Genomic DNA, 25,377 nt, shown 5'->3' with positions numbered 1-25,377 from the left:
GTCGGTCGCCGACGGCAACGGCCTGGTGACGATCCAGTTGGGGGGTGCGCGCAGTGACGACCACTGGGGCACCCGCGGCGGCCGAGACCACCCACGCGGGAGCCACCGACCCAGGCGCCACCGACCCAGGCGCCACCGACCCAGGTGCCACCGGGTCCGCGGTCGCCGCCGCGCCGGCGACCCGGCGCCGCGGTTCGGCGCTGGAGACGGCGATCTTCCAGGCGGTGCTCGACCAGCTGGGCTCCGTCGGCTACGCCCGGCTGACGATGGACGGCGTCGCGGCCGCGGCGCACACCGGCAAGGCGGCCCTGTACCGCCGCTGGCAGAGCAAGGAGGACCTGGTCCTCGCGACCGTCCGCCATCTGCTGCCCGCGCCCAGCGCCGTCCGGCTCACCGGCGACCTGCGGGTGGACCTGCTCGCGCTGCTCGGCTGCGTGCAGCGGTCGGTCAACTCCACCCACGGCGCGGTGCTGCAGATGGCGGCGGTGGACGCGGGCGCGGACTGCCAGTCGCTCGTCGGCGAGCTGGTGATGGGGCCCTGCGAGAGCCGGATCCTGGAGGTGCTGCGGGCGGGAGCCGCGCGCGGCGTCGTCCGGGCCGAGGCCGTGTCGCCCCTGGTGGCCCAGATCGGCCCGGCCATGATCCTGCGCCGCTCGATGGTGGACAGCTCACCGGTCCCCGACCCGTACCTGGCCTCGATCGTCGACGACGTGCTGCTCGCCCTGTGCGAGGCCGGGCGCTAGGCCGTCCGCGCGCGGGGCGGCCGTGTCATGCGGGGCGGCCGTGTCGTGGAGGGTGACCGTGTCGTGCAGGGTGACCGTGTCGTGCAGGGTGACGTGGCCTGGCACGTCCGGCAGCTCGGTGAGGTCGTGCGTGAAGCTCCGTTCGCCCGTGCCCGGCGCCGGTCCGGCCGCGCCGGAGCCCGCGTCGGCCCGCCCGGCCGCGCCGGTGAAGCCGTGCCGCGGATACAGGTCGGCGACGATGACGTTCTTCGCGGTCGGCCGGTAGCGCGCGACGACCGCCGCGGCGCCGGCCTCGCGGGCGCGGCGCAGCACGGCGGCGAGCACGGCCTGCTCGATGCCCCGGGAGAACACCCGGCAGCTCAGCAGGAAGTTCTCCAGCACCACGGCGTCGGCCCCGGCCGCCGGATCGGTCTCCCGGCGCAGGAAGACCGCCCCCACCAGGCCGTTGTCGCCGAACCGGTCCCGCGACCGGACGGCGAGCACGGCGCGGCCGGGGGAGTCGGCGTACGCGCGCAGCTCGGCCGGTTGCAGCCGGCGCGTCGTGGTGTGGAACTGGTTCGTGCGCAGCGTCAGCTGGCTGACCCGGGGCACCTCGCCGTCGCGGACCGGCGCGAGCCACACCTCGACCCCGAGCCCGCGCAGGTAGTCCTCCAGCGAGGAGGCCGACGCGGTGAACTCCCGCCGGGCCTCCTCGGCCCGGTAGTCGCCGGGCCGGGCCCGGTCCTCGGCGGTCAGCTCGCGGGTGTCGAACCAGCCGTCGCGCAGCAGCGCGTCCACGTGGCCCGCCGGGTCGTCGTCCACGGCCACCACCGCGACGCCGGGCAGCGTCTCGCGGACCAGGCCGCGCTCGTAGGCGCTGTCGTCCACGAACACGAAGCTGTCGACCGACAGGTTCAGACCGGCGGCCAGCTCCCGCAGGTTGTCGTGCTTCGGCTCCCAGTTCGCGATGACCCGCACGAAGTCGTCCTGGCGCAGCGTCATCGCGGGATGGTGGGCGAGCGCCGCGCGCACGTTCGCCGCCTCGTTCTTGCTGACGGCGGCGACCAGCACCCCCTGCGAGCCGAGCTGGCGGACCACCCGCTGGAAGGCCCGGAAGCCCTCGCCGCGGAAGCTTTCCGCCACCTCGATGCCCTCGATGCCGTCGTCGCCGAGGATGCCGCCCCACACCGTGCCGTCCAGGTCGAGGACGAGGCACTTGCTGGTCCGGCCGGTGACGCCGCGGGCCAGGTGGCCGACCTCCCGGGCGTAGCTGGCCAGCAGCTCGCCGGACAGGTACGCCTTCGCGTACGCGGCGAGCGGCGGGTCGATGACCCGCACGCCCTCGGCCACCAGCGGGTCCAGGTCCAGCACGATCACCGAGGGCTGGCTTTCGGCCAGGCCGAGCAGGCGGGTGTTCGCCGCGCGCCACACCGCCCCGAGCCTGGCCCGTGACCGGTGGTCGACGAGCTGGGCGGCGTACCGGCGCGGCAGCGGCAGCGTGTTGAGCACCAGCGTGCCGCGGCTCGCCGCGGCGAAGCCGGCGACCAGCCGCTCGATCAGCTCGAGCTTGTCCGCGAGCACCCGCTCGACGTCGTCCGGCCCCCAGGGCAGCCCGACCTCGTCGAACACGACCGCCGGGTCGAGCACCGCCAGGGCGAGGTCCGGCTTGTGCTGGTACAGCGCGCTCGCGGGGTCGCCCAGCTCGAAGACCCAGGAGTCGAAGTCGCCGAGCCGGGGGATCGCCAGCAGGCCGTGCCGGGCCAGCTCTCCGGTGAGCGCCGGCACCAGCGGGGCGAGCGTGCCGTGCCCGGTGACGGCGATCCGGACGATGGGTGTCCGCGGGTGTGCCCCCAGCACGTCGGCCGGGTCGAGCCGGGCCAGCAGCCGGCCGGCGCGGGCCAGCTCGGCGTCGGTCGCGCCGGCCAGCAGGCCGGCCAGGCGCGGGAACGCGGCGGCGAGCTCACCCGCCCGGGCCAGCGTGGTCAGCTCGTCCGCCGCCGGGCGCCCGGCGGGCGCGGTGTGACCGGCGGGCGTAGTCTGCCCGGCGGGCGGGCCGGGCGGGGCGTGGCCGGGGTTCCCGCCGGGCGAGGCGTGTTCGGTGGGCGTGGCCGTCATGGTGCCGCCACCTTCTCCAGGGCGAACGCGGACCTGATCCACTTGCTCGACTCGATCGCCAGCGCCACCGCCCGGTCGCCGGGCGAAAGCCGCGGCAGCAGCCGCTCGAGCTGGAAGAACGGCAGCGCGTTGCCGGTGTTGCCGACGTCGGGCACCACGGTGACCTCCACCGCCCCCTGGACCGCCAGCGTCTCGACGATCTTCGCGGTCATCCGGCCGGACAGCTGCGGGGGCAGCAGGTAGTCGACGTCGGAGCGCTTCCAGCCGACGTCGTGGAGCAGCTCGTCGAGCACCTGCTCCGCGAGTCCCGGCACGAGCTGCTCGATGGCCTTGTAGTCCTCGTCGACGCCGGGGCCGAGCCGGTGCCGGTCGGCGACGCCGAACCACTCGACCACGTGCCCCGACGGTCGGCCCAGCCCGCCGAGACGCACCCGCACCTCCCGCAGCACCACCGAGCCGGCGCCGGGCTGCGTGCCGGGCTGCGTGCCGGGCTCGGCGTCGACGCCGAGGACCGCCGCGCCGACGCCGTCGCCGAACATGGCGGCGTTGACGAGCTGGGCCTGCGGCACCGTGCGCGGGTCGGCGGTGAGGTCCCACTGTTTGGCCGACACGTCGCCGCCGAGCACCAGCGCGGTCCGGTGCCGGCCGCCCAGCAGCAGCTGGCGGGCCAGGTCGAGCGCCTGCAGCGCGCCCGAGCAGCCGGACTGGAGCTGGAAGCTCGGGATCTCGTCGATGCCGAGCCGGTCGGCGATGACGTTCACGGTGGCGGGCATCAGCTGGTCGGGGGAGGAGGTGGCGAGCACGATCAGGTCGACCTCGCCGGGCGCCACCCCCGCCGCGGCCAGGGCGCGCTGCCCGGCCAGCGCGCCCAGGTCGGCCAGCCACCCGTCCACCTCGCCGGTGAACAGGTCGACGGACAGGTGGCGGGTGCGGGTGCCGAGGAACGCCTCGACCCACTGCTCCCACACCTCGCCGACCCCGAACCGCCGCGCGAGCGTGGCGTTGTCGATCGCCGGCCCGGGCAGCGCGGTGCCGACCGAGCGCAGCTGAACCTCACGGCCGCTCATCGGGCTAGACCTCGGGGAAGAACACGAACTTCACGTCGACATAGCGATCGGGGCTCACGACGGTGACCTCGCGGGTCCCGAGCAGGCCCTCGTACCTGCCGCCGGTGCCGACGATCGGCACCTTCACCGGGGTTCCGGTCTGCGCCAGGGTGACGTCGAGTGGCCCCTCGTACACCGCCGTGCCGCCGGGCAGGGTGATGTCCTCCACGTACCAGCTGAACAGGTGGCCGTCGGACGGGCGCTGGTACACGCCCTCGGCGCGCCCGAACACCTCGCCGATCTTGTTGCCGTCCGCGTCGATCAGGTCGTCCTGGTACGTGCCGTAGTCACCGACCTTCGGCGCGCCGAGAACCCCGTCGCCGACCTTGAGCTCGGTGGTCACCTCGGTGAGGGGACCGATGACGATGAGACCGCTGGGGTGCTGTGACATGGCTCCAGAATCCGAGGAGGCGCTAAAGGCGGACTAAGCCGACGAGGGATGCCCGCCAGCCGGCGGGAGGCGCGGGCTCTCAGCGGCGCGGGCCCACGCCGGAGCCGACACCGAAGCCCACATTGGAGCCGACACCGAGACCGTCGGCGGGCGCGGCGTCGCCGGCGCCCGAGCCGGCGGGTACCTGCCCGGTGGCGGGGCCGAGGCGCGGCACGGCCGCCAGCAGCGCCCGGGTGTAGTCGTGCGCGGGCGCGCGCAGCACCCGCTCGACGTCGCCCTGCTCCAGCAGCTCGCCGTCCCGCATCACCAGGACCCGGTCGCAGGTGTGGTAGATCACGCCCAGGTCGTGCGAGATGAACAGCATCGCCACGCCGAGGGCGTCCTGGACGTCGGCGAACACGTCGAGGATCTGCGCCTGGATGGACACGTCCAGCGCGGACACCGGCTCGTCGCAGACCAGCACGTCCGGCTCGGGAGCCAGCGCCCGGGCGATGGCGACCCGCTGCCGCTGGCCGCCGGAGAGCTGGGTGGCGCGCCGCGGCAGCACCGAGGCGTCGAGGCCGACGAGGCCGAGCAGCTCGACGATCCGGCCCCGCTGGCGTGCCGCCGCCCGCCGGCCCGGCGCGCGCAGCGCCTCCCCGATGAGCCGTTCGACGGTGTAGCGGGGGTCGAACGCGCCGAGCGGGTCCTGCGGGACGAGCTGGATCCGGTGCCGGTCCGGCCGCCGAGCCGACTCTCCCAGCCGTGACCAGGGCCGTCCGCGCAGCAGGACCGCGCCCTCGTCCGGCTCCAGCAGGCCCAGGACCATCTCCGCGGTCGTGCTCTTGCCGGAGCCGGACTCGCCGAGCAGGCCGACCGTCTCGCCCACGCGCAGCTGGAACGACACGCCGCGCACGGCCGGCCTGCGTGACCCGTCGGGGCCGCGGAAGCTCTTCCAGACCGTGTCGACCTCGATGACGACGTCGTCGGCGTGCTGTACCCGGCCGCGGGCCGGGCCGGCCGGCGGGGCCGGCCATGGCTCGTCGATCCGCCAGCACCAGGCGCGATGCGCGACGGCGGCGGCCGCCGTTCCCCCGCCCCGGGCCGGGCCGGCCGCCGCCGCGGGCGGACCTTTCTCGACCGCCGGCAGACCCAGATCCACGGCCGCTGGGCGCGGGACGTCCGCGGACAGCCCCGCGCCGGGCGCCGGATGCCCGACGTCGATCGCCGGCGGGTCGGCCATGCGGCAGCGGTCCTCGGCCAGCGGGCAACGGGCCGCGTACCGGCAGCCGGCCGCGTCCGGCGCGGCGACGGCCGGTGCCGCCGCCGCGTCCCGGTGGACCGCCAGCCGGGTGCCGCGGGCGTGCGCGGACGGCACGGCGGCGAGCAGCTCCCGGGTGTAGGGATGACGCGGCGAGCGCAGCAGGTCGTCGACGCCGCCCTCCTCGACGATCGTGCCCGCGTACATCACCGCGACCCGGTCGGCCAGTCGGCCGACGACCGCCAGGTCGTGGCTGATCAGCAGGATCGCGACCCCGTCCGCCCTGCGCGCGGCGAGCAGGTCGAGGATCTGCGCCTGCACGGACACGTCCAGCGCGGTGGTCGGCTCGTCCGCGAGCAGCACCGCCGGCTCCCCGGCGAGCGCCGAGGCGATCAGCGCCCGCTGGCGCAGCCCGCCGGACAGCTCGAACGGACGCTGCCGGGCGCGCAGCGCCGGCTCCGGGACGCTGGCCTCGGCCAGCAACTCCACCGCCCGGGCGGGCCGCGCGGAGCGGGGGACCAGGCGATGGTTGCCCAGGGTCTCGGCGATCTCGGCGCCGACCGTCCGGACCGGGTCGAGGGAGGACAGCGCGTCCTGGAGCACCAGCCCGACCCGCCGGCCACGGACCCGGCGCCAGTCCCGCTCGCCGAGGGCGAGCAGGTCCTGCCCGGCGAGCTCGAGCCGGCGCGCCGACACGGCCGCGCCGGCCCCGACCAGGCCGACGAGCGCCCGGGCGGTCACGCTCTTGCCCGAGCCGGACTCGCCGACGATCGCGAGGCACTCGCCCGCCGCCAGCGTGAAGCTCACCCCGCGCACGGCCGCGAGCGGGCCGCCGCGGGTGGCGAACGAGACCCGCAGGTCGTCCACGGCGAGCAGCGGATCAGAATCGGCCAACGGGGTGTCTCCCCTCGAAGCGCCGCTGCAGGTCACGGCCGACGATGTTGATGGCGATGACGGTCACGGTGATCGCGAGCCCTGGGAAGACGGCCATCGCCCAGGAGATGGTGAGGAAGTCCTTGCCCTGGGCCAGCATCGAGCCCCACTCGGCGGTGGGCACCCGCGGCCCGAGGCCGAGATAGCTCAGCGACGAGCCCGCGATGATCGCCGCGCCGACGCTCAGCAGCGCGAGCACCAGCAGGGGGGTGAGCGCGTTGGGCAGCAGGTGACGCAGGTACACGCGGGCCCGCCCCGCGCCGAACGTGACCGCGGTGCGCACGTAGCCGGCCTCGCGGATCGCCAGCGCCTCGCCCCGTACCAGCCGGGCGAACCCGGGCGCGCTGGACAGGCCGATGGCGATGGTCGCGTTGGTGCTGCTCGGCCCCAGCATGGCGACGACGAGCAGGGCCAGCAGCAGCCCGGGGAACGACAGCAGCACGTCGGTGATCCGCATCAGGATCTCGTCGACGAGCCGGCCGCAGGTCGCGGCCAGCATCCCGATCAGGCAGCCGAGCAGCAGCGCGATGCCGGTCGCGCCGACGCCGATGAACAGCGACACCCGGGCGCCGTGCACCACCCGGCTGTACACGTCCCGGCCGAGCTGGTCGGTGCCGAACCAGTGCGCGCCGCTCGGCCCGAGCAGCGCGTCGACCGGTTCCGCCGCGTTCGGGTCGGCCCGGGCGAGCAGGCCCGGCCAGAGCGCCGCCAGGGCGATCAGGGCGACCAGCAGCGCGCTGACCGCCACGCCGGGGCCGATCCGCCGGCGGCCCCGCCCGGCGGATCGGCGCGCCACGCCGGCCACGGCCGCCGGCCCCCCCCGCGGCGCCGGCGCCCTCGGGGCGGGACGCCCCCAGCTCGGGCGCCCCCAGCTCCGACGGGGTCAGCTTCGATGTGGCCAGCTTCGATGTCGTCAGCTCCGGGGTGCTCACCGGACGACCTCCTTCATCCGGGGGTCGATGACCCGGTAGAGCAGGTCCACGGCGATGTTGAGCAGAGCGAAGATCGTCGCCGCCACCACCGCGACGCCGGTGACCAGCGGGAGGTCACGCCCGGCGATGGCGGTCGCGGTGATCCGCCCAAGCCCCTCCCGACTGAAGATCGTCTCGATCAGCACGGCCCCGCCGAGCAGCGAGCCGACGATCCAGCCGGAGAGGGTGACCATGGGGATCAGCGCGTGGCGCAGCGCGTGGCGCAGCCGCACCGCGGTCTCCCCGGTGCCGCGTGCCCGGGCGCTGAGCACGAACGGCTGCTCCAGCGCCCGCTCCAGGCCCTCCCGCATGACCTGCGCGAACACCCCGATCAGGCCGATCGCCAGGGTGGCGGCGGGCAGCACGAGCCCGGCCAGGCTGTCGCCGCCGGCCACCGGGAACAGGTGCAGCCGGAACGAGAAGAACGTCAGCAGCAGCACGCCGACCCAGAAGCCAGGCGTCGAGATCATCAGCAGCTCGGCGGCCGACGCCACCCGTCGCCACCCGGACCGGCGCCCGGCCGTGGTGACGGCGAGCGCCGCCGCCACCACGAACGCGAGCCCGAACGCGGCCAGCGCCAGCTGGACGGTCGGCCACAGCTGGCTGCCGATCACGTCCGCCACCGGCTGGTGCAGCTGGTAGGACTGGCCGAGGTCACCACGCAGCAGCTGGCCCAGGAACTCGCCGTAGCGGACGGGCAGCGGCTGGTCGTACCCGAGCTCGTGGCGGGTCCGTTCGTAGACCTCCTCGCTCGGGGCCGCGCCGCCCATCATCACGTGCACCGGGTCGCCGGGAACGAGCTGCAGGGCCCCGAAGGCCACCGTCGCCGCTCCGACGACGACCAGGACGGCGAGCGCGAGGCGCCGGGCCAGCCACCACGTGGTGGACCTCATGCCATGGACCTCATTCGGTGGGCCTCATTCGGTGGACCTTGCGCGGCGGGAATCCGCGCCGTTCGCGCGGTGGGCTCCCGCGGTCGGCCGCGTCACTTCGTCGGGTCCAGCCAGGTGTCGAAGAACGTCAGGTTCGAGGACTGCTCGAAGCGCAGGCCCTGCACCTTGTTCGACGCGCCGACCAGGTTCGCCCCGACGGTGAGCGGCACCGCCAGCGCGTTGTCGATCACGTACTGCTGGGCGTCGGCCCAGTTCTTCTCCCGGACCGCCTCGTCGGTGGTCGTCGACGCCTCGTTCAGCAGCCGGTCCAGGGTGGGGTCCTGTAGGCCGAACAGGTTGCCGCCGCCCTTGGTGATCCCCTGGTCGGAGGCGAACGCGAACCGCAGGATGTCGCCGTCCGGCCGCTGGTAGTTGCCGCCCCAGATGTCGAGGTCACCGGCGAAGATGTGCTGGCTGAAGGTGCCGACGTCCTCGCTGATGTACTGCAGGTCGATGCCGACCTTCTTGGCGTCCGCCTGGACGCCCTGGGCCACGACGCCGCGGCCGTCCCGGTCGAGCTGCGCGCCGGTCCGCCAGACGATGGTCAGCCGCTTCCCGTCCTTGGTACGGAAGCCGTCACCGTCGCGCTGCGTCCAGCCGGCCTCGTCGAGCAGCTTGTTCGCCAGCGCCGCGTCGAACTTCCAGGTGCCTTCGAGGGACTTGTCGTAGCCGATCGTGGTCGGGCTCAGCAGGCTCCAGGCCCGGTTGTACTCGCCGAAGTACACCGACTCGACCAGCGCGTCGAGGTTCACCGAGCGCAGCAGCGCCCGGCGGACCCGCACGTCCGACAGCGGCTCGCGGCCGGTGTTGAGGATCAGCGAGTAGGCGAGGCCGGGCGAGTCGGCGCGCAGGTACTGCAGGGACCCGTTGGCCTTCAGCGCGCGGATGTTCGCCGCCGGGACGTTGTTGATGACGTTGACCTGGCCGGAGGTCAGCGCGCCGAACCGGGCCGTGTCGTCGGAGATGAACTGGAAGGTGATCCCGTCGAGGTAGGCCGGGCCGTCGTGGTCGGCGGCGTCCGGGGCCCACTGGTAGGCGGGGTTCTTGGCCAGCACCAGGTCGCGGTTCTTCGTCCAGCTCACGAACGTGAAGGCGCCGGAGCCGACCGGCTTGGTGCACAGCTCCTCGGCGGAGCGCTCGAGCGACGCGGGCGACTGGATGCCGAGGAACGGCGACCCGACGCTCTGCAGGAACGAGGCGTTCGGCCGCGTGAGCACCACCTCGATGGTCCGCGGGTCGATCACCCGGGTCTCCTGGTAGGCGCTCAGCAGCGCGGCGGCGTACAGCGACTTCGTCTCCGGGTCGACGGCGTGGTCGAAGGTCGCCTTCACCGCCGCGCCGTCGAACGCCGTCCCGTCGTGGAACGTCACGCCGTCACGCAGCGAGAACCGGTAGGTCTTGCCGTCCGGGGAGACCGTCCAGCTGGTCGCCAGCCAGGGCTTCGTCTCGCCCGTCGCGGTCTGCGAGACGAGGGAGTCGAAGATGTTGCGGTCGATGACGCCGGTGACCGTGCTCGGGTCGTAGCCCGGGTCGATGCAGCTCGGCTCCTGGACGGTCGCGTAGGTGAGCTTCCCGCCCGCGACCGGCGTGGCGCTGGCGGCGGCCGGGGTGTCGGAGCTGTCGTCCGAGCCGCACGCGACGGCGGTGACGCTCGTCAAGGCCAGCGCGGCGAGGACGGTGGAGGTCCGCCGGATGGCCCGCGCGTGCCGTCCGCCCCCCTGGATCCTGATGTTCATGACTTCCTTACCGGTCGGTGCGGCGCGGTGCCGCTGATGCGGTGCCGTTCGTGCGGTGCCGTTCGTGCGGTGCCGTTCGGGTGGTGCCGCGCGTCAAGGCGGCGTGGCGGCCGTGGCGCGCTGTGCCGCGCCCGGCGTGGGATGCCGGGACCGGCGTGCTCGTGGTGGGGTCGGGCACGGCGAACCGTCGCCCCGCCCGCGCGGGTACGCGCTGGTCGCGGGTCCGCGTGGCCGCGCCGCGGGCTCAGGTTCGCAGACTGATCGGCTGCTTCACATCAGAGGAACTACGTACCTGTGGCGGGCGCTGTGGCGCCCGCCTGCCGTGCGCCGTGCGCCCTCCCCACCTGGTTCGGGGTCGAGGAAGCTGGCCGTCGCCGGGCTGGGTCAGGGCCGGTGAGGTAGCTGGGTCGGCGCCGCGCTGACGCGCCGTCGCCAGCTGTGGCTGAGCTACGCGAGCGGGCTGATGTGAGGCGAAGGCGGTGAGGCGAAGGTGCCGCGGGGCGGCGAGCCGGTGCCCGAGGACGCCGGTGGTCAGAGCGGGATGTTGCCGTGGTCGCCGCGGCGCGCCGGCGCGCCGGCGAGGGCCTCGGCGAGCAGCCCGCGGGTGTCCGCCGGATCGATGATCGCGTCGATGACCCCGAGCTCCACCCCGCGCTCGATCCCGCCGGCGGTACGGGCGTGCTCCTCGGCGAGCTGGGAGAGCAGGCCCGGCCGGTCTTCGTCGGAGGCGGCGGCGAGCGCCCGCCGGCGCAGGATGCCGACGGCCGCCTCGGCCCCCATCACGGCCACCTCCGCCTCCGGCCAGGCAAGCACCCGGGTGGCGCCGAGCGAGCGCGAGTTCATCGCGATGTACGCCCCGCCGAAGGACTTCCGCGTCACCAGGGTGACCCGGGGGACCGTCGCCTCGGCGAACGCGTAGAGCAGCTTGGCGCCCCGGCGCACCACGCCCTCCCACTCCTGGCGGACCCCGGGCAGGTAGCCGGGGACGTCGACGAGCACGACCAGCGGGACGCCGAACGAGTCGCACAGCCGCACGAACCGGGCGGCCTTCTCGGCGCTCAGCGAGTCCAGGCAGCCGCCCTTGCGCAGCGGGTTGTTGGCGACCACGCCGACGCTGGCGCCGCGCAGCCGGCCGAACCCGACGACGACGTTCGCCGCCCAGCGGGGCTGGATCTCCTCGAACGCGCCCGGGGCCGGGCCGTCGCGCCGCGGATGCTGGACGGGGACGGCATGCCCCGCCCCCGCCTGCCCGGGCCGCGCGCTGGACTCGTCGAGCAGCGCGCGGACCAGCGGCCGGACGTCGTAGGCGCGCCGTGGCCGGTCCGGCAGCAGCAGGCGCGGGCTCGGGTCGGCCGCCCGCGCGTCCGGGCCCGTGAGGTCGAACCGCCCCGGCGCGGCCAGCAGCGTGGTGATCCGCCGGGCGCGCGCGAGGGCGTCGGCCTCGGAGGTGGCCACGACGTGCACGACCCCGGAGCGGCTGCCGTGCGCGTCCGGGCCGCCGAGCCCCTCCATGTCGACCTGCTCGCCGGTGACGCTGCGCACGACGTCGGGACCGGTCACGAAGACCCGGCCGGCCGGCGCCAGAATGATCACATCGGTCAGCGCCGGCCCGTAGGCGGCGCCGCCGGCCGCCGGCCCGAGCACCACGGACACCTGCGGCACCCGGCCGGACGCGCGGACGTTCGCCGCGAAGATCTCCCCGATCCCGTCGAGCGCCTCCACACCGTCGGCGAGCGCCGCGCCGCCGGAATGCCACAGCCCGATGACCGGGGCGCCCTCGCGCACCGCCCGGTCGATCGCGGCGGCGATGTGCCGGGCGCCCGATCCGCCCAACGCCCCGCCCATCCGGCTGCCGTCGGTGCAGTAGGCGATGGCGGGGACGCCTTCCACCCGGCCCCGGCCGGTGAGTACCCGGGATCCGGCCGGCGCCGGGAACGGCTGGAAGGAGCCCGGGTCGAACAGCAGGGACAACCGACGACGGGGATCGCGCGGATCCTGCGCCGGGATGGTCACCGTCGCGGCGATGCCGCTGTCCAGGTCCGTCATGCGATCGAGGGTGACGGCGGGCGCTAAAGCCGTGCTGAGGCCGCGTGCGGGGCGTGGCCCGTCGGGGCCAGGAATTCGGTCCTGCCAGAGCACTGCTGTTTCGTGGTTGACCTGGTCGGCTGAGCAGTTCGTCGGGCGTGGCCGCCGGGTGCCTATAGTCGCGGGGTGACACCGGGGGAGCGGCGGACCCTGGAGGCCGTGCGGGCCGAGCTCGCGCGGCTCGCGCGCTATGACGACGAGTCGCTGGTCCACGACGTGTGGATCAGGCAGCGGTACGAAGGCGGGTTCGCCGGGACCTACGCCCCTGCCCGGGCGGAGGCGGTTACCACGGCCTGGCACGAGGCGGGGCACGCGGTGGCGGCGCTGGCCACCCGGGCGCGGTTCAGCTCGGCGTCGATCCGGGCCGGCGGGCGTAGCTACGGCCGGGTCCATTCGATCAAGGGTGGCGGCGCGGACGGATTCGTGATCGCGGCTGGCGGGCGGGTCGCGGAGGGTCTGCGGGGTTGGACGCTGCCGTCGTCGGACGCCGAGGTGCGGTCGTGGCTGGCGTCGTGGCGCGCCGACGGCGGGGACGCGCGGCGGTTTCGGGCGGGGCTGGCCGGGACCCGGTTCGCCGCGGACGAGGCCGGGGCCTGGCGGCACTGCGTGGCCACACTGACGCCGTTGCGCCCGCAGATCCGGTCACTGGCGCGCGGTCTGCTGGTCTGGCCGCGCTACCTGCCGTACACGGTGGCGGCGGCACTCGCTGGTCCACTGCCCTCCTGACGCGACCGAACCGCCTGTCCCGGATCGTCACTGTGTCACCACTACGCCAGCCGCGACTGTCGTTCGCGGGCCAGCCCTATGCGGGCTCCCACCGGTGATCCCTCGCCCGTGGTCCGCCCTTCGTCAAGGCTCGACCGTCCGCCAACTTTGTGGTGAGGCCCAGGTGGTCACAGGTCATGAGGCAAGAGCCGTGTCCAGAAACTCCCACCGCACGTGTCACTGGGAACCCGCGTCCAGGCTGCCGACAGCCAAATGGCTGAAAGCGTCGCTCCAGGCCGCATACCACTGGCGGAACCACGGATGGGACCGCGCGAGCGGGACGACAGCGCGCACCGTCTCCTGATAGTACGAACGACGTTTCTCCGGCCGAGGATGCGTGTCCAGCCGCTGTACGTTGCTCAGCCGGTCCGCCAGCTTCACCAACAGTGCATCATCCGGGGCGCCAAGCAACCGTGTCAGATATGCCGCCCGCACCTCCTCACGTGTCTGGCCCTCCGACGGCGTGGGCTTGGTCACCCAGTCGACCAAGCCCGCGACGCGGTCACCGAAGCGCTCGCGCACATCCTCCAGCGAGCACTCCGTGTCCTCGACCACATCGTGGAGCACGGCCGCGCGCAACACGTCGATGTCAGTCGTTCCGATCGCCTCCACCAACACACACGACCTCAAGCAGATGCTCGACATAAGGCTCACCCGCCGGCCGAGTCTGGTCCCCGTGCCACCGAACAGCGAAGGCGACCGCATCATCCAGCGAGGCTAGATCCTGTTCCGCGGTGTGCCTGGCCAATCGCTCACGCACGGACGGCCAACCGGCCGCCGCCTCGAACACCTGCAACATGCCCCGAGCTCCCTTCACGGGCCACAGCGACCGACAAGCAGAACGCCCTCGCGCACGATCACATCAGGACACTACTAGTGATCCACGACATGCCCATGCCTGCTGAAAGGTGGGGGTCTGACCAGGGCAAGCCGGACGGCAGCGTACGGCTGGGGTCCGACTGCTGCGATCGAAACTCGCAGCTCACACGAGATTCCGCAGGCTACCGGCCGCCGAATCGGATTGAAGCATGACGCCCGTGATGGTGCGCGCGCAGCCGCGACCTGAAGAGTCACGAGACAGTCCGACGGACGAGGGGCATCTGTTCTGCGTCCCAGTCGCCGGCGCCGCCCCAGTTTATTGATCCACTCTGCGGGCATCTTGCCGAGATTCGGGCCCGGAGTCCGAGTAGGGCAGCATATTCGCGGCGGCGGCTCGGTTGGGTGAGGATCTCGACGCTGTCGGTGGCCTGGTCGATCGCGCCGGGGAGATGGCCGAGTGGGCCGTCGGGGCGGTGTCCGAGCCGGGTGAGGAGGGCTCGCAGCCGCGGATCGCTGATCGCATCGGTCAGTGCGCGGGTGAGGCGTTGCGCGCCGAGTACCTGGATGTCTCGGGAATGAAAGCGTCGCGGCGTAGGGTCGACGGGCTCGGCCAGACCGAGCCGGTTCGTGGCGGCGGTCCTCAAGGCATCCCGTCTTGCGCCAGGCGCCTCATCGTCCCTGCTGCCGCTACGTCTGCGCCCCCGGCTTTTCGCCGGCCGCCGGGCTGTCTGAGCCAGTGGCGTCTCCAGGTCCCGCCGCACGAGCAGGCCGCCGATGCCCAGGACGTCGTCGAGCAGTCGCCGCACGCGCTCGATCTCGTCGGCGGTGCAGTCGATCAGGATCTTGACCTCTACGTCACGCTTGCCCGGATCCGTCGTCACGAGGAATCCCACCACGCCGGCGCCGACGGCGCTGCCGCGGAAGACGTCCACGCCGTCACCGTCCGCGGCGACGGTGCCCTCCAGGTAGCCGTAGTCGACGGGATACACGGCCTGCGGCACCCGCGGATGCCTGCTGCCAGCCGGGCGGTCCACCACCAGCCGCCAGGTAGCCGCCAACTCGTCGAGGTTGCCGAACAGTCGTGCGCGGGACGTGTCAACCATGATCTCCACCAGATCGGGGACGTCCGTCAAGGAGACCACGGACACGAAGTGGTCCAGGACGATGGGCATTGTCCTGCCACCTGACGTGAATGGCGATGCCCGGCCGGTGCCACCGCAATACTGAACGGTAGCTGGAGGTGACGTCCCCTTCGTCCCCCGCCCAGGCCGCCGGCGATCAGGTTCGTCGGGGTCGGGGCAGCGCTGACATTCACGGACTGCCTGGTCAGCGTCCCACCTCGGGCCCAGACTCGTGCCTGAATCCTGAATACGACGCGACGCCGCACACCGGGAGCCGTGGGAATCGACGGTTTGTTCAGCACACGCGGGGCCATTGGCATAACCTTGCCCATCCCTGCCGCCACGTGGATCCTGGACATCAGGACCGATGGCCGCCGCGTCCGGGCCATCACCCGACACCTCTGACCGGGAAGGGAAGGCCAACGGGTGGCAGAAACCGAGCGCTTCTACGGCTACGAGGTATCACTTCCGCGCACGCTGCCCACCCCGGATCCCACGACCACGACCCGGGAGCTCGACCGACGCGCGGCTACGGGTGATGTCCAGGCAATTCTGGTCCTCGCCGCTCGTCTCCTGGAGGAGGGCGACCAGGTGGGAGCGACGGGGCTGCTCAAGGATGCGGCGACCGTCGGGGACGTGGAGGCCGCCTACAACCTGGGCTTGCTGCACTTCGACGCCGACCGGCGGCAGGAAGCAGAACAATGGTGGCGGAAGGCCGCCGAGGCGGAACATGCCCACGCCGCGATCGGGCTGGCGCACCTGCTGCAGGTCTCCGGCCGGGCAGCGGAAGGCGCGGCCTGGGCGAGACGGGGGGCTGAGGCCGGCGGCGCCCGGGATGCCGAGTTCGTGGGCGAGGTCGACGTCCACTCCGGCCCCGAAGTCCGTGCGGCGGACCCGCGGGCACGAGACAGCGAGGCTGCCCGGGCCGCCGCCAAGGGGCAAGGGCGGGCACCAGCCGCCGAAGCGGCCTGGGCCCAAGCCGTCCGCATCGTCGAGAACGGGCGCATGAACTTTGACGAGCTAGAGCCGCTCCTGCGCCGCGCGGCGCAGGGCGACATCGTCGAGGCGATGACAGCGCTCGGCGAGTTGCTTCACCACACCGGTCGACGGACCGAGGCAGTTCTGTGGTGGCGGAGCGCGGACGACGCCGGCGACCCGCGAGCGGCCTACAACCTCGGCGTGATCGCGCGAGCCGGCAACCGCGTCGACGAGGCAGAACGCCTGTTCCGACGCGCCGCCGAAGCCGGACACGGCCAGGCGATGTCCGATCTCGGACTTCTGATCAAAAGGCACCGCGACAACCCGCGCGAGGCGGAGACCTGGTTACGCAAAGGCGCCGAGCTGGGAGATCGCAACGCCGCCAACAATCTCGGCGCCCTCCTGCTTGAGGCCGGCCGGCCGGAAGCCGAAAAATGGCTGCGTGTCGCGGCCGAGGCCGGAGCGGTCGCGGCGATGTCACCTCTCGGTGTCCTGCTCCAGCAGAACGGCAACGAGCGCGAGGCCGAACGTTGGCTGCGGAGCGGCGCCGAAGCGGGCGACGCCCTGGCCGCCTACAACCTCGGTGTCCTGCTCCGCTCCACCGGGCGCCACCGCGACGCGAACTACTGGCTCGCCCAAGCCCGTCGAGCCGGCCTGACCTAAGCTTGCCTTCTACCACCGGCCGTCACACCACGTGATAGGTGCAGGTGGAAAGACGTGGTCCCGCGCGTCGTCCTGACGCGGAACGACCTCCTGCCGATCATGGCTTCTCGTCGGAGGAACCAGTGATCGTCAGAAGGCGCGGAGGAGCGCTTGCCGCCCGGTTGCACTCCTCGATCCAGACCGCCAACTGGCGCCAGCGTAGTCGCATGCCCACTCGACGGCGCGTCGGCCACCAGTCCCGCGAAGATCCGTCGACAGGAAACCGTCAGGTTCACCCTGAACCGCATGGACAGCATGCGAATGAGCCGCCGCGATGCGGCAGTAGGCAGCGCGCCGTGAGTAGCCGGGGCTGGCTCGGCGCGGCCCGGTTTAGTGGACGAGGCCCTGGTGCCCCCAGCGAGGAGTTGGGCCGGGGTCGCCGAGGTCCGTGCCGACGGGATTCTGGGATACGTCCTGGGCGATGGCGGTGCCCCAGTCGAAGTAGTCCATGAGCGTTCTGGCCAGCTCGGGCCGGCCCGGCAGCACTTCGTTGATCGCGTCGGCCATGTGGTCCAGCCAGCGCTGGCGGTGTTCGTCGCGGATGCCGAGGCCGAGGTGGCTGCGTAGCAGCGCCTGATGGCCGCCGAGGCGGGCGGTGAAGTCCGCGGGGCCGCCGAAGACCTCTGTGAGCCAGATGGCGACATGGTCGAGATGGGTGGGTGTGAAGTGCGCGAAGACGGGGACCAGCAGCTCGTCGGCGAGCACTCGGTCGTAGAAGGCCTTGGACAGGCGCTGTAGCCCGTCGAGGCCGCCGACGTCGTCGTAGAGCGAGGAATCCACGGCTGCCTCCCGGGCCTGGGGTGGTGCGGGCTCAGGCTCCTACGGTGCCAGATCGCGAGCCGTCGGACCTTCGCCTGAAGGCCTGTTCGCCGCCGGCGTCAGGGGCACCGTCCCGCTACCCGCGGCCGGCGGAATCCAGCCACGAGACGCGCGACGACGCAGGGAGGGGCGTCAGTGACGACGGTGCTGTTCGGGTTCGTCGCGGGCCTGGTCGTCGCGGTCGTCACCGCGCCGGTCGGGGTGTCGGACGCGGTGTTTCTACTGCCGGTGCAGGTGGGAACGCGGCCGACGACTGCGGGTAGCGCCGGGTCAGCCCTCGTCCGAGCCTGAACGACACCTTCATTGCCGATCATGGATTTCGACGCTGAGGATATTGTCACGTGAGAATTGGTCTGACAGGACGGCCGTCGACGACGGGAAGGCTCGTCGCGCAGGCGACGGAGGCCGAGAAGGACGGGTTCAGCTCCATCTGGTTGGACAGCACCGTGCTCGCTGACCCGCTGGCGGCGATAGCGGTCGCGGGCCGGGAGACGGCCACGATCGAGTTGGGCACGGCGGTCCTCCAGGCGTACCCGTGCCATCCGGTCCTCCAAGCGAACCGGGCCGCCAGCTCGCGGAAGCGATGGGACGGCCCGGTTTCACCCTGGGCATCGGGCCGTCGCACGCGTCCGGGATCACTGGTCTGTACGGCCTGCCCTACGACCACCCAGGCCGCAACACTGAGGAGTACCTCCGCGTCCTGACGGGCCTGCTGCGCGGCGAGACCGTGACGTTCGAGGGCGTGGACTGGACGGCGAAGGACGAGACGGCACCGACGGTGCAGCCGGTGCCGGTGCTTCTCGCCGCGCTCGGCCCGCGGCTGCCGCGGGTGGCTGGCGAGCTGGCCGACGGCTCTCCTGGCGCCACACGCCGGCCTTGGCCGCCAGGGCCGGTGGGGCGTTGTCACCAGCGGACGGCGGGCTCCGTGTCGAGGTTCAGCGGACGGGCATAGGAAAGGTCGTTGGTGTCCCACGTGCCTTTCAGAAATCCTTTGAAGGCGCCGGAGTTGAGGAAGGACGCGTCGGCGGTGAAGGCCCACTCGATCGTGCAGCGCCGCAGGGTGATCTTCCAGGCGCCGTCGCGGCGTTCGAGGCGGTCGAGGTAGCGGCCCCCCATGAAGGCGAGCGTCTTGCCGTCCTTGCCGGCCATCGTGCCGATGACGTAGCTCTCGGCGTGTGCCTCGTCGCCGTCGATTTCGCAGGTGTGCGTCGTGATGTTGTGCAGGTGGTCGGCGAACACCAGCGAGTGCCGGGCGTTGGCCCAGGCCCCGTACTCGGGGCCGGCGTTGACATCCGGGCCGTGCTCGTCGATCCCGTCGGGGGCGTAGACGCTGGTCATCAGGTCGGCGTCGTGCCGGTCGTGGCCGCGGGCCTGCTTGTTGACGCAGTCGAGGATCTCGATCCGGTCCTTCACGTACCGGATCTCGCGGCGTAGTTCCTCGAGCTCGGTTTCGGCGGTCATGCGGGTCTCCTACGGTCGATGCGTGGTGGCACGGCGTGTCAGGTGCGAGTGCCCGGGCTGCGGGGGACGTCCCGGAAGGGCCGGTCGCGGGCGAGGGCGGGTTCCCGGGGCATGCCAGCCAGGAGCCGCTCGCTGACGACGTTGCGGGCCATCAGCGCCCGCGGGCTTGGAATGGTGGAACGGTTTGGTGGTGTCCTGGACCAGTTCGATGCGGGTGCCATCGGGGTCGGCGAGAAACACCATGTCCATCGTCGCCGGGCCGGGCCCGAGGTAGTGGTCGGCGACGAACAGCGTCGAATGCCCGAGGTCTTCAGCCCCGCGGGCCAGGTCGTACCACTCACGGGCGGATGTCGCCCGTGTTCCCTGAACGGCGAAACGAAACGGTCGTGTGCTCGTCGTCCTCACCTGCGGTGATCGCCCGATGGGGGCGGGCGTCTTCGGTGTACCGGTTCCTCTTGGCGCGGCGGGAGATGGCCGTGTCGGATGCCGGCGGGGCCGGGGCCGCCGTGGACGTAGAGGGTCTGGCCGGAGCAGAAGCTGGCGGCGTCGGAGGCGAAGAACAGCACGGCATTGCCGATCTCGGCGGGTTCGCCGAGCCGGCCGGCGCCGTTCATCAGGCCGATGGCCTCCGGGTCCAGCCCGTAGCGGGCCGCGTCGTCGGTCAGGGTCGCGGCCCGGACCGCGCCGACGGCGACACAGTTGACGCGGATCCCCTTACGGGTCCAGGCCGCGGCCATCGAGGCCGTCAGGTTGTTCACCCCGGCCTTGGCCGCCCCGTAGGGCGCGGCCTGCGGCATGCCGAGCAGGCTGGCGCCCGACGAGATGTTCACGATCGCGCCCCGGCCCGCCGCGAGCATCGGGACGGACGCGGCGCGGGACAGGAACCAGACGGAGCCGAGGTTGAGGGCGAGGACCTGGTGCCACTCGTCCTCGGTCCACTTCCTGATCGATTTGGTCTCCGCGCCGCCGGCGCAGTTGACAAGAATGTCCAGTCGGCCGAACTCGGCGAGGGTGACGTCGACGATCCGCTGGCATTCCTCGGCCTTCGTCACGTCGGCCGCCACGGCGACCGTGCGCCGGCCCAGCGCCTCGATCTCCCCCGCGGTCGACTCCAGCGGCTCCGGCCGCCGCGCGGCCAGCACCACGTCGGCGCCGTACTCGGCGAGCGCCAGCGCCGAGCCGCGGCCGATCCCGGTGCCCCCGCCGGTCACGACGGCGACCCGCCCCTGAAGCGAGAACCTGTCGTTCACAGGACCGCACCTCCGTTCGCGGCGATGACCTGGCCGGTGATGTAGCCCGCGGCGTCCGAGCACAGGAAGGCGCAGGTCGCGCCGATGTCGTCGGGTGTGCCCACCCGCCTCGCCGGGATCATCCGGGCGATGACCTCGGTCTTCGGCAGGTTCTGCGCACCCTGCTGGCCGCGCATCAGCGGCGTGTCCACGGCGAACGGCGGGATCGTGTTGGCGGTGACGCCGCGGGCGGCGTACTCGAGCGCGACGGCCTTGGTGAGGGCGATGACACCGCCCTTGGTCGCCGAGTAGTGGCCCTGTCGGGCGGTGCCGGTCTGGCCCGCCGCCGACGAGATCGTCACGATGCGGCCCCAGGAGGCCGCCACCATGTCCGGGACCGCGGACTGGATGCAGTGGAAGGTGCCGGTGAGATTCACCGCGACGAACCGGTCCCACAGCTCAAGGGAGATCTCCTCGAACGGAGCGAACCCGGAGACCGCCGCGCTGGTCACGAGAATCCGAATGGGCCCGAGCTCGGCGCGCACTCGCTCGAACGCCGCGTCGACCGACGCGCGGTCCGCGACGTCGACCTCGGCCGCGAACGCCGTCGCGCCCGCGGCGCGCAGCTTCTCCACCGCGTCCTTGGCAGCGGCTCCATCCAGGTCGAAGACCGCCACCGCCAGACCGGCGCGAGCCAGGTGCTGACAGACCGCCAGACCAACGCCGGACGCTCCGCCCGTCACAACCGCCACATGCGTCATGTATCGCGTTTCCTTTCCAGTAGGAGAGACCGGAAGCCAGCCACCGTCCGGATCCCGCGGTGGGCGTATCAGCCGACGAGGGCGGGCATGGAGTCCCATCCCCGGACCGTCGAGGTGGGCGCGCGGCGGGCGGCGGCCACGTCGATCTCCCAGGTCGGGAAGCGCTTGAGGACCTCCTCCAGAGCGATGCGCCCTTCGAGGCGGGCCAGGCCCGCGCCGAGGCAGAAGTGCGCGCCGATTCCGAACGTGACGAGTTGGCTGAAGTCGCGGTGGATGTCGAACCGCTCCGGGTCGGGGAACTGACGCTCGTCGTGATTGGCCGACGAGAGCATGAGCAGCAGCGCGCTGCCGGCCGGGACCGTCTGCCCGTGGTATTCGACGTCCTCGGTGACGTAGCGGGCCACATGCGGGCCGGGCGGCTCGTAGCGCAGCAGCTCCTCGACCGCGCGCGGGATGAGCGTAGGGTCGGCGACCAACCCGGCGCGCTGGTCGGGATGCTCGGCCAGCACCTTGCCCATCCAGCCGAACAGGCGGCCGGTGGTCTCGACCCCGGCGCCCGCGATGACACCGACGAAGATCTGGACCTCCTGCCGGGTCAGCTTGCGCACCATCCCAGACAGGTCGGTGAACTCCAGCGTGAGCAGCTCCGTGATGATGTCGTCCGACGGGTTGTCGACCCGCCACTTCACGTACTCGCCGTAGTTCCCGCCGTCGAAGTACTTCTCCTTGGTGACCGGCAGCGGCTTGCCCGGCTGGTTGCGCAGGGCGCGCTGGGCGGTGGATCGCAGCGACGGCTGCTCCGAGTCGGGAATGCCGAACAGCATTCCGATCGTGCGCATCGGCAGCTCGGCGCCGAGGTCGAGCACGAAGTCGAAGCGGCCCTCGTCGACCAGCGGGTCCAGACAGGCCGCGCAGAACGCCCGGATCTTCTCCTCGAGCGCCTTGATTTTCTTCGGTGTGAACATCCGGGAGACCAGGGCGCGGTGAATCGTGTGCAGCGGCGGATCCTCGTTGATGAAGATCCCCGGCGGCATGACGGGCGCGGCCTGGACGACCTCGAGGATGTCGCCCTTCGTCGAGGTCAGACGTTTGAGGTCCTTGAGGGCCGCGGCGACGTCGTCGTAACGGCTGAGACCCCAGAAGTCAAGGCGTTCGTTGTGGTACAGCGGCGCCTCGTCGCGCAGCCGCCGGTAGACGGGGTACGGGTCCGCGTCGATCGCGACGTCGTACGGGTCGTAGTAGAGGTCGCCTGCGCCCACTGCCTGGCCTCCCTGGACATCTCTGTACGAACGTATAGCATCGTGCCTTACGTTCGTACAGGTCGACGTTCCGAGGAGCAAGCGGACCTTCGCCCGCTCCTCAAGAGCGGAGGAGGCCTGTGGGCCTGGGGGAGCTCCGTTGGCGGGTATCGGAAGACGGAGCCTGCCGAGAGGCGGGGAGTTCTTGGGGCGCCTTCTTGGACCTCCGGGGTCGGTTGGTGGGCTGACTGGAGATGCGGGGTGGGCCGTCAGGTCGATCGGCGAAAGGCGTCGGCGTGGTCGGTGGCCCAGGTTCGGAAGGTGCGCGCCCGGTGGCCGGTGATCCGTTCGACGTCGTCGGTGACCGGCTCGGGTTCGTGGACGAGGGTGGCCCAGTAGCGCAGCGCGTCGTCGACGAATGCGGGTGGCGCGAAGGCGGACATCTGCTCGCGGGCCGCCTCCGTGGGAATCTCCTCCCAGCGGGCCGGGACGCCGGCCGCCTCGCCGAGGATGCGGACCTGGTCGAGCTGTGTGATCGACTCTGGTCCGGTGAGGACGTGGCGCGCGCCGGCGTGCCGGTCGTCCAGCAGCGTCGCGACGGCGACGTCGGCGATGTCGCGTTCGTGGATCAGTGACCTGGCCGCCTTGCCGTACACCCAGGACACGGCCCCGGTGGTGGCGAGCTGCTCGGCCCAGCCGAGGGTGTTGGTCGCGAATCCGCTGGCGCGCAGGAAGGTCCAGGTTCCGCCGGTCGCGGCGGTGGCCTCGCGGATCAGCTCCTCGACCTGCGCGTACACGTCGCCCTGTCCTGGCGGGGCGTCGTCGCGGACGGCTGTCGCAGACAGGAAGACCAGGTGAGGGGCCTGCTCGGCGAGTGCGCGCACCGCGGCGGCGGCGCCGTCGGTGGTCAGGTATGGCCAGAGCAGGAAGGCGGCGTCGACGCCGGCCGCCGCGGCGCGTATCGACGCGGGGTCGAGGAGATCACCTCCGAGGACCTCCACGGAGACGGGTGAGCCGGTCGGGGTGGGGGTCGGGTGCCAGGCCGCCGGCAGGTCGGTGCGTGTGGGGGCGCGCGTGAGGGCGCGGACCCGCGCGCCGGCCGTCAGCAGACCTGCCACCACATGCCGTCCGACGTTGCCGGTCGCGCCGGTTACCAGGACTGTCCGCTGGTTCGTGGTCGTCATGACCCTATCGTCGAACCTCAAGTTTCCTTGAGGTCAAGGCGAGTCGGCCCGGTCTTCGACGCAGATCACGGAAGCCAGGGCTGGCCGACGGCGATCACCTGTCCGTCGGCGTCAAGGCGCAGGATCACCAGGTTGGACGGATGGCCGGCCACGAACTCACGCAGGTCCGCGAGGCCGCCGGTCCGGTACTCCTCAGGCCCGACCACAAGGGTGACCCTGACCGTCGGCGCCACCACGTAGCCGCGTTGTCCCGTCCCGACGTCTTCGATGCGGTAGCCGTCCAGGCAGGATTCCAGGTCGCCGGCCCGCGGGACGCAGTGGATGTATGCCTTCGGCTCGAAGCTCAGTACGGGACGGTCGGTGTCGTCGGAGATGGCGACGATGCCGCCGAGCTCATGGACCTCGCCGAAGCCGCGCAGCGGCGGGTAGGCGGAACTCGGCAACGGTGTCGGAGACGGCAGCGGTGTCGGGGAGACCGGCGGTGTCGACGAGGCCGGCCCGGCCGCGCTGCTCGCGACGGATGGGCTCGACGCGGGCGGGGGTGGCTGCGAGGAGGCATCCCCGCCCGAATCAGTGGAACAACCCGCGAACGCGGCGACAGCGAGGCACGTCACGCCGAGCTGGTACGACAGGCCAGAGATTCGGCGACGGCTCACGGCGGGATTCTATTGTCGCGGCTGAACCCATGTGTCCGGGGACTGCCCGTTGTCCTGGCGTCTCGCGCCGCCGCGCCACCGTCGAGGCCCGGCGGGTGGGCGAGACCTGGCGCCAGGCCGAGCCGGTCCGCCGCGCGGGTGGCGATGGCCCCGGCGCGGATCGTGCGGCGCCGTGACGGCGACACCGATTCCGAACGTTTTTCGCGATGATCACCGGCCGGATCAGGGCAAGCGCGCCGGAGGAGGCGAGCACGTCGCCGCGTCCGTCGCCGGTCGCGAGACGAACTCCGCGGCCTGTCGCGAGAGAACATTTTTCGAATAGATCCGGTCGTGATGTGGCGACCTCTGGTCGGTTGGTGGACCGGTCTGGCCGGCTACCCTGTGGCCCGGGTAAGCGTTTGTTCAGTGGCCACGCGGCGCCGTCCGCGGCGGCGGACGAAGGAGCGGATTACCGTGCCGGTCATCGACGCGTGGATACAGCATCCGACACCGCGGCATTCCGACCACGAGATGTTCGATTCCCTGCGGAGGTGGACCGGGCGCGAGCCGCTGACGGACCCGCTGCCGGTGGCGGCGACGGTTGCCGCGCTGGACGCCGCGGACGTCCAGATCGGGCTGACCACGGCCTGGTACGGCCCACAGGGGCCACTCATCAGCAACGACGAGGTGGCCGAGTTCGTCGCCCAGTCCGACGGACGGCTGCGTGGAGTGGCTGGCGCGGACCTCACCCGACCGGTCCAGGCCGTGCGGGAGCTGCGCCGGGCCGTGACGGAGCTCGGCTTCGTGGCGCTGCGGCTCCTGCCCTGGCTCTGGGAGCTCCCGCCCACGGACCGGCGCTACTACCCGCTGTACGCCGCCTGCGTCGACCTCGGTGTCCCGTTCTGCACCCAGGTCGGCCACACCGGCCCGCTGCGGCCGTCCGAGACCGGCCGGCCGATCCCGTACATCGACCAGGTCGCGCTCGACTTCCCGGAGCTGACCATCGTCTGCGGTCACCTCGGCTACCCGTGGACCACCGAGATGATCGCCGTGGCGGACAAGCACGCCAACGTCTACATCGACACCAGCGCCTACACCGCCCGCCGCTACCCGGCGGAATTCGTGGACTACCTGCGCGGCCGGGGGCGCCGCAAGGTCCTCTTCGGCTCGAACTATCCGATGATCATGCCCGTGAAGGCGCTGGAGCACCTGGACGACCTGGGGCTCGACGACGAGGCTCGCGAGCTGTTCCTGGCCGGCAACGCGCGCCGCGTCTTCGCCCTGTAGCACCGCGACCGTCAGGGTTTGGCCGTTCCACGTGATCGTCGATAGTGCCCTCTGGGGGTCGTGAACGGGGCGGCGTCTTCTAGCGGTCCTCGCAACACCCAGGCTTCTGGGGGTTCGAGGATCATGGCGTTGTCGGGTGCGGAGCGG

General features: G+C 72.4%; 21 protein-coding genes and 3 pseudogenes. 6 read left to right on the top strand and 18 right to left on the bottom strand.

The window, feature by feature from the left end; translation table 11 throughout:
• The first annotated feature begins 53 nt into the window (after positions 1-53).
• A complete protein-coding gene (locus I6A81_RS15395) occupies positions 54-743 on the top strand; it encodes a TetR-like C-terminal domain-containing protein (protein WP_203003434.1) in 690 nt (229 codons plus the stop codon).
• On the opposite strand, the gene I6A81_RS15390 is transcribed toward I6A81_RS15395, so the two are convergent.
• The 8 genes from I6A81_RS15390 to I6A81_RS15355 form a co-directional block, all read right to left on the bottom strand.
• On the bottom strand, positions 669-2,837 hold the full coding sequence (locus I6A81_RS15390; RefSeq protein ID WP_203003433.1) for an HAD-IIIC family phosphatase: 2,169 nt from the start codon (positions 2,835-2,837) through the stop codon (positions 669-671). The two genes, I6A81_RS15395 and I6A81_RS15390, sit on opposite strands and share 75 nt — an antisense overlap.
• The gene (locus I6A81_RS15385; protein ID WP_203003432.1) at positions 2,834-3,904 is read right to left on the bottom strand and encodes a 3-oxoacyl-ACP synthase III family protein; all 1,071 of its coding nucleotides are present in this window, start codon (positions 3,902-3,904) and stop codon (positions 2,834-2,836) included. The genes I6A81_RS15390 and I6A81_RS15385 overlap by 4 nt, the downstream gene beginning before the upstream one ends.
• Positions 3,905-3,908: 4 nt before the next feature.
• A complete protein-coding gene (locus I6A81_RS15380) occupies positions 3,909-4,334 on the bottom strand; it encodes an allene oxide cyclase barrel-like domain-containing protein (RefSeq protein ID WP_203003431.1) in 426 nt (141 codons plus the stop codon).
• Between the two features lie 79 nt (positions 4,335-4,413).
• Positions 4,414-6,468, bottom strand: coding sequence for an ABC transporter ATP-binding protein (locus tag I6A81_RS15375; RefSeq protein ID WP_203003430.1), 2,055 nt, complete (start codon positions 6,466-6,468; stop codon positions 4,414-4,416).
• Positions 6,455-7,255, bottom strand: a complete 801-nt coding sequence (locus I6A81_RS15370; RefSeq protein ID WP_203003429.1) for an ABC transporter permease — start codon at positions 7,253-7,255, stop codon at positions 6,455-6,457. The genes I6A81_RS15375 and I6A81_RS15370 overlap by 14 nt, the downstream gene beginning before the upstream one ends.
• Before the next feature lie 180 nt (positions 7,256-7,435).
• The gene (locus I6A81_RS15365; protein ID WP_203003428.1) at positions 7,436-8,371 is read right to left on the bottom strand and encodes an ABC transporter permease; all 936 of its coding nucleotides are present in this window, start codon (positions 8,369-8,371) and stop codon (positions 7,436-7,438) included.
• Positions 8,372-8,463: 92 nt separating this feature from the next.
• Entirely contained in the window at positions 8,464-10,146 is a 1,683-nt protein-coding gene (locus tag I6A81_RS15360) for an ABC transporter substrate-binding protein (RefSeq protein ID WP_203003427.1), read from the bottom strand.
• A gap of 531 nt (positions 10,147-10,677) precedes the next feature.
• On the bottom strand, positions 10,678-12,192 hold the full coding sequence (locus tag I6A81_RS15355; RefSeq protein ID WP_203003426.1) for an acyl-CoA carboxylase subunit beta: 1,515 nt from the start codon (positions 12,190-12,192) through the stop codon (positions 10,678-10,680).
• A gap of 165 nt (positions 12,193-12,357) precedes the next feature.
• Here I6A81_RS15355 and I6A81_RS15350 point away from each other — a divergent pair, with 165 nt between their 5' ends.
• The gene (locus tag I6A81_RS15350; RefSeq protein ID WP_203003425.1) at positions 12,358-12,957 is read left to right on the top strand and encodes a zinc metalloprotease; all 600 of its coding nucleotides are present in this window, start codon (positions 12,358-12,360) and stop codon (positions 12,955-12,957) included.
• A gap of 216 nt (positions 12,958-13,173) precedes the next feature.
• On the opposite strand, the gene I6A81_RS15345 is transcribed toward I6A81_RS15350, so the two are convergent.
• Positions 13,174-13,608: an HD domain-containing protein gene (locus tag I6A81_RS15345; RefSeq protein ID WP_203003424.1), complete on the bottom strand. Its 435-nt coding sequence runs from the start codon at positions 13,606-13,608 to the stop codon at positions 13,174-13,176.
• A 458-nt stretch (positions 13,609-14,066) separates the two neighbouring features.
• Positions 14,067-14,948: a hypothetical protein gene (locus I6A81_RS43445; RefSeq protein WP_238429221.1), complete on the bottom strand. Its 882-nt coding sequence runs from the start codon at positions 14,946-14,948 to the stop codon at positions 14,067-14,069.
• Between the two features lie 579 nt (positions 14,949-15,527).
• Between I6A81_RS43445 and I6A81_RS44885 the strand changes: the two genes are divergently transcribed.
• Positions 15,528-16,577, top strand: coding sequence for a tetratricopeptide repeat protein (locus tag I6A81_RS44885; protein ID WP_203003423.1), 1,050 nt, complete (start codon positions 15,528-15,530; stop codon positions 16,575-16,577).
• Positions 16,578-16,946: 369 nt separating this feature from the next.
• Here the strand turns inward: I6A81_RS44885 and I6A81_RS15325 are convergent, their stop codons facing one another.
• Positions 16,947-17,396, bottom strand: a complete 450-nt coding sequence (locus tag I6A81_RS15325; protein WP_203003422.1) for a group II truncated hemoglobin — start codon at positions 17,394-17,396, stop codon at positions 16,947-16,949.
• 174 nt (positions 17,397-17,570) lie between these two features.
• On the opposite strand from I6A81_RS15325, the pseudogene I6A81_RS15320 reads away from it, so the two are divergent.
• Positions 17,571-17,672, top strand: a pseudogene (locus tag I6A81_RS15320) (sulfite exporter TauE/SafE family protein); the annotation flags it as partial.
• Between the two features lie 104 nt (positions 17,673-17,776).
• Positions 17,777-18,291 (top strand): annotated as a pseudogene (locus tag I6A81_RS15315) (LLM class flavin-dependent oxidoreductase); the annotation flags it as partial.
• Positions 18,292-18,338: 47 nt separating this feature from the next.
• On the opposite strand, the gene I6A81_RS15310 reads toward I6A81_RS15315, so the two are convergent.
• The 7 genes and pseudogenes from I6A81_RS15310 to I6A81_RS15285 form a co-directional block, all read right to left on the bottom strand.
• Positions 18,339-18,896 carry a nuclear transport factor 2 family protein gene (locus tag I6A81_RS15310; protein ID WP_203003421.1) on the bottom strand — a complete coding sequence of 186 codons (558 nt, stop codon included), beginning with the start codon at positions 18,894-18,896 and terminating at the stop codon, positions 18,339-18,341.
• A 252-nt stretch (positions 18,897-19,148) separates the two neighbouring features.
• Positions 19,149-19,301 (bottom strand): annotated as a pseudogene (locus I6A81_RS43435) (TIGR03621 family F420-dependent LLM class oxidoreductase); the annotation flags it as partial.
• A complete protein-coding gene (locus tag I6A81_RS15305) occupies positions 19,298-20,146 on the bottom strand; it encodes an SDR family NAD(P)-dependent oxidoreductase (RefSeq protein ID WP_307874683.1) in 849 nt (282 codons plus the stop codon). The gene I6A81_RS15305 and the pseudogene I6A81_RS43435, both read right to left, overlap by 4 nt.
• A complete protein-coding gene (locus tag I6A81_RS15300) occupies positions 20,143-20,886 on the bottom strand; it encodes an SDR family NAD(P)-dependent oxidoreductase (RefSeq protein WP_203003420.1) in 744 nt (247 codons plus the stop codon). Before I6A81_RS15300 ends, I6A81_RS15305 begins: the two co-directional genes overlap by 4 nt.
• 68 nt (positions 20,887-20,954) lie before the next feature.
• Positions 20,955-22,145, bottom strand: coding sequence for a cytochrome P450 (locus tag I6A81_RS15295; RefSeq protein ID WP_203003419.1), 1,191 nt, complete (start codon positions 22,143-22,145; stop codon positions 20,955-20,957).
• 248 nt (positions 22,146-22,393) lie between these two features.
• Positions 22,394-23,308 (bottom strand): SDR family oxidoreductase, encoded by a 915-nt coding sequence (locus I6A81_RS15290; protein ID WP_203003418.1) that lies wholly within the window; start codon positions 23,306-23,308, stop codon positions 22,394-22,396.
• 65 nt (positions 23,309-23,373) lie between these two features.
• Positions 23,374-23,964, bottom strand: coding sequence for a hypothetical protein (locus I6A81_RS15285; protein WP_203003417.1), 591 nt, complete (start codon positions 23,962-23,964; stop codon positions 23,374-23,376).
• A 453-nt stretch (positions 23,965-24,417) separates the two neighbouring features.
• Between I6A81_RS15285 and I6A81_RS15280 the strand changes: the two genes are divergently transcribed.
• A complete protein-coding gene (locus tag I6A81_RS15280) occupies positions 24,418-25,230 on the top strand; it encodes an amidohydrolase family protein (RefSeq protein ID WP_203003416.1) in 813 nt (270 codons plus the stop codon).
• Positions 25,231-25,377 lie beyond the last annotated feature (147 nt).

This window comes from Frankia nepalensis, from assembly GCF_016786325.1.
Taxonomy (GTDB): Bacteria; Actinomycetota; Actinomycetes; order Frankiales; family Frankiaceae; genus Pseudofrankia; species Pseudofrankia nepalensis.
Note: the sequence above shows the minus strand (reverse complement) of the source record. Positions and strands in the feature narration are given on the sequence as shown.

Bases quoted from the DNA above. Each gene is read 5' to 3' on its own strand.
- I6A81_RS15390 (WP_203003433.1), bottom strand. From the start codon at position 2,837: ATGACGGCCACGCCCACCGAACACGCCTCGCCCGGCGGGAACCCCGGC.
- I6A81_RS15380 (WP_203003431.1), bottom strand. From the start codon at position 4,334: ATGTCACAGCACCCCAGCGGTCTCATCGTCATCGGTCCCCTCACCGAG.
- I6A81_RS15360 (WP_203003427.1), bottom strand. From the start codon at position 10,146: ATGAACATCAGGATCCAGGGGGGCGGACGGCACGCGCGGGCCATCCGG.
- I6A81_RS15290 (WP_203003418.1), bottom strand. From the start codon at position 23,308: ATGACGACCACGAACCAGCGGACAGTCCTGGTAACCGGCGCGACCGGC.
- I6A81_RS15310 (WP_203003421.1), bottom strand. From the start codon at position 18,896: ATGACCGCCGAAACCGAGCTCGAGGAACTACGCCGCGAGATCCGGTAC.
- I6A81_RS15355 (WP_203003426.1), bottom strand. From the start codon at position 12,192: ATGACGGACCTGGACAGCGGCATCGCCGCGACGGTGACCATCCCGGCG.
- I6A81_RS15365 (WP_203003428.1), bottom strand. From the start codon at position 8,371: ATGAGGTCCACCACGTGGTGGCTGGCCCGGCGCCTCGCGCTCGCCGTC.
- I6A81_RS15300 (WP_203003420.1), bottom strand. From the start codon at position 20,886: ATGACGCATGTGGCGGTTGTGACGGGCGGAGCGTCCGGCGTTGGTCTG.
- I6A81_RS15385 (WP_203003432.1), bottom strand. From the start codon at position 3,904: ATGAGCGGCCGTGAGGTTCAGCTGCGCTCGGTCGGCACCGCGCTGCCC.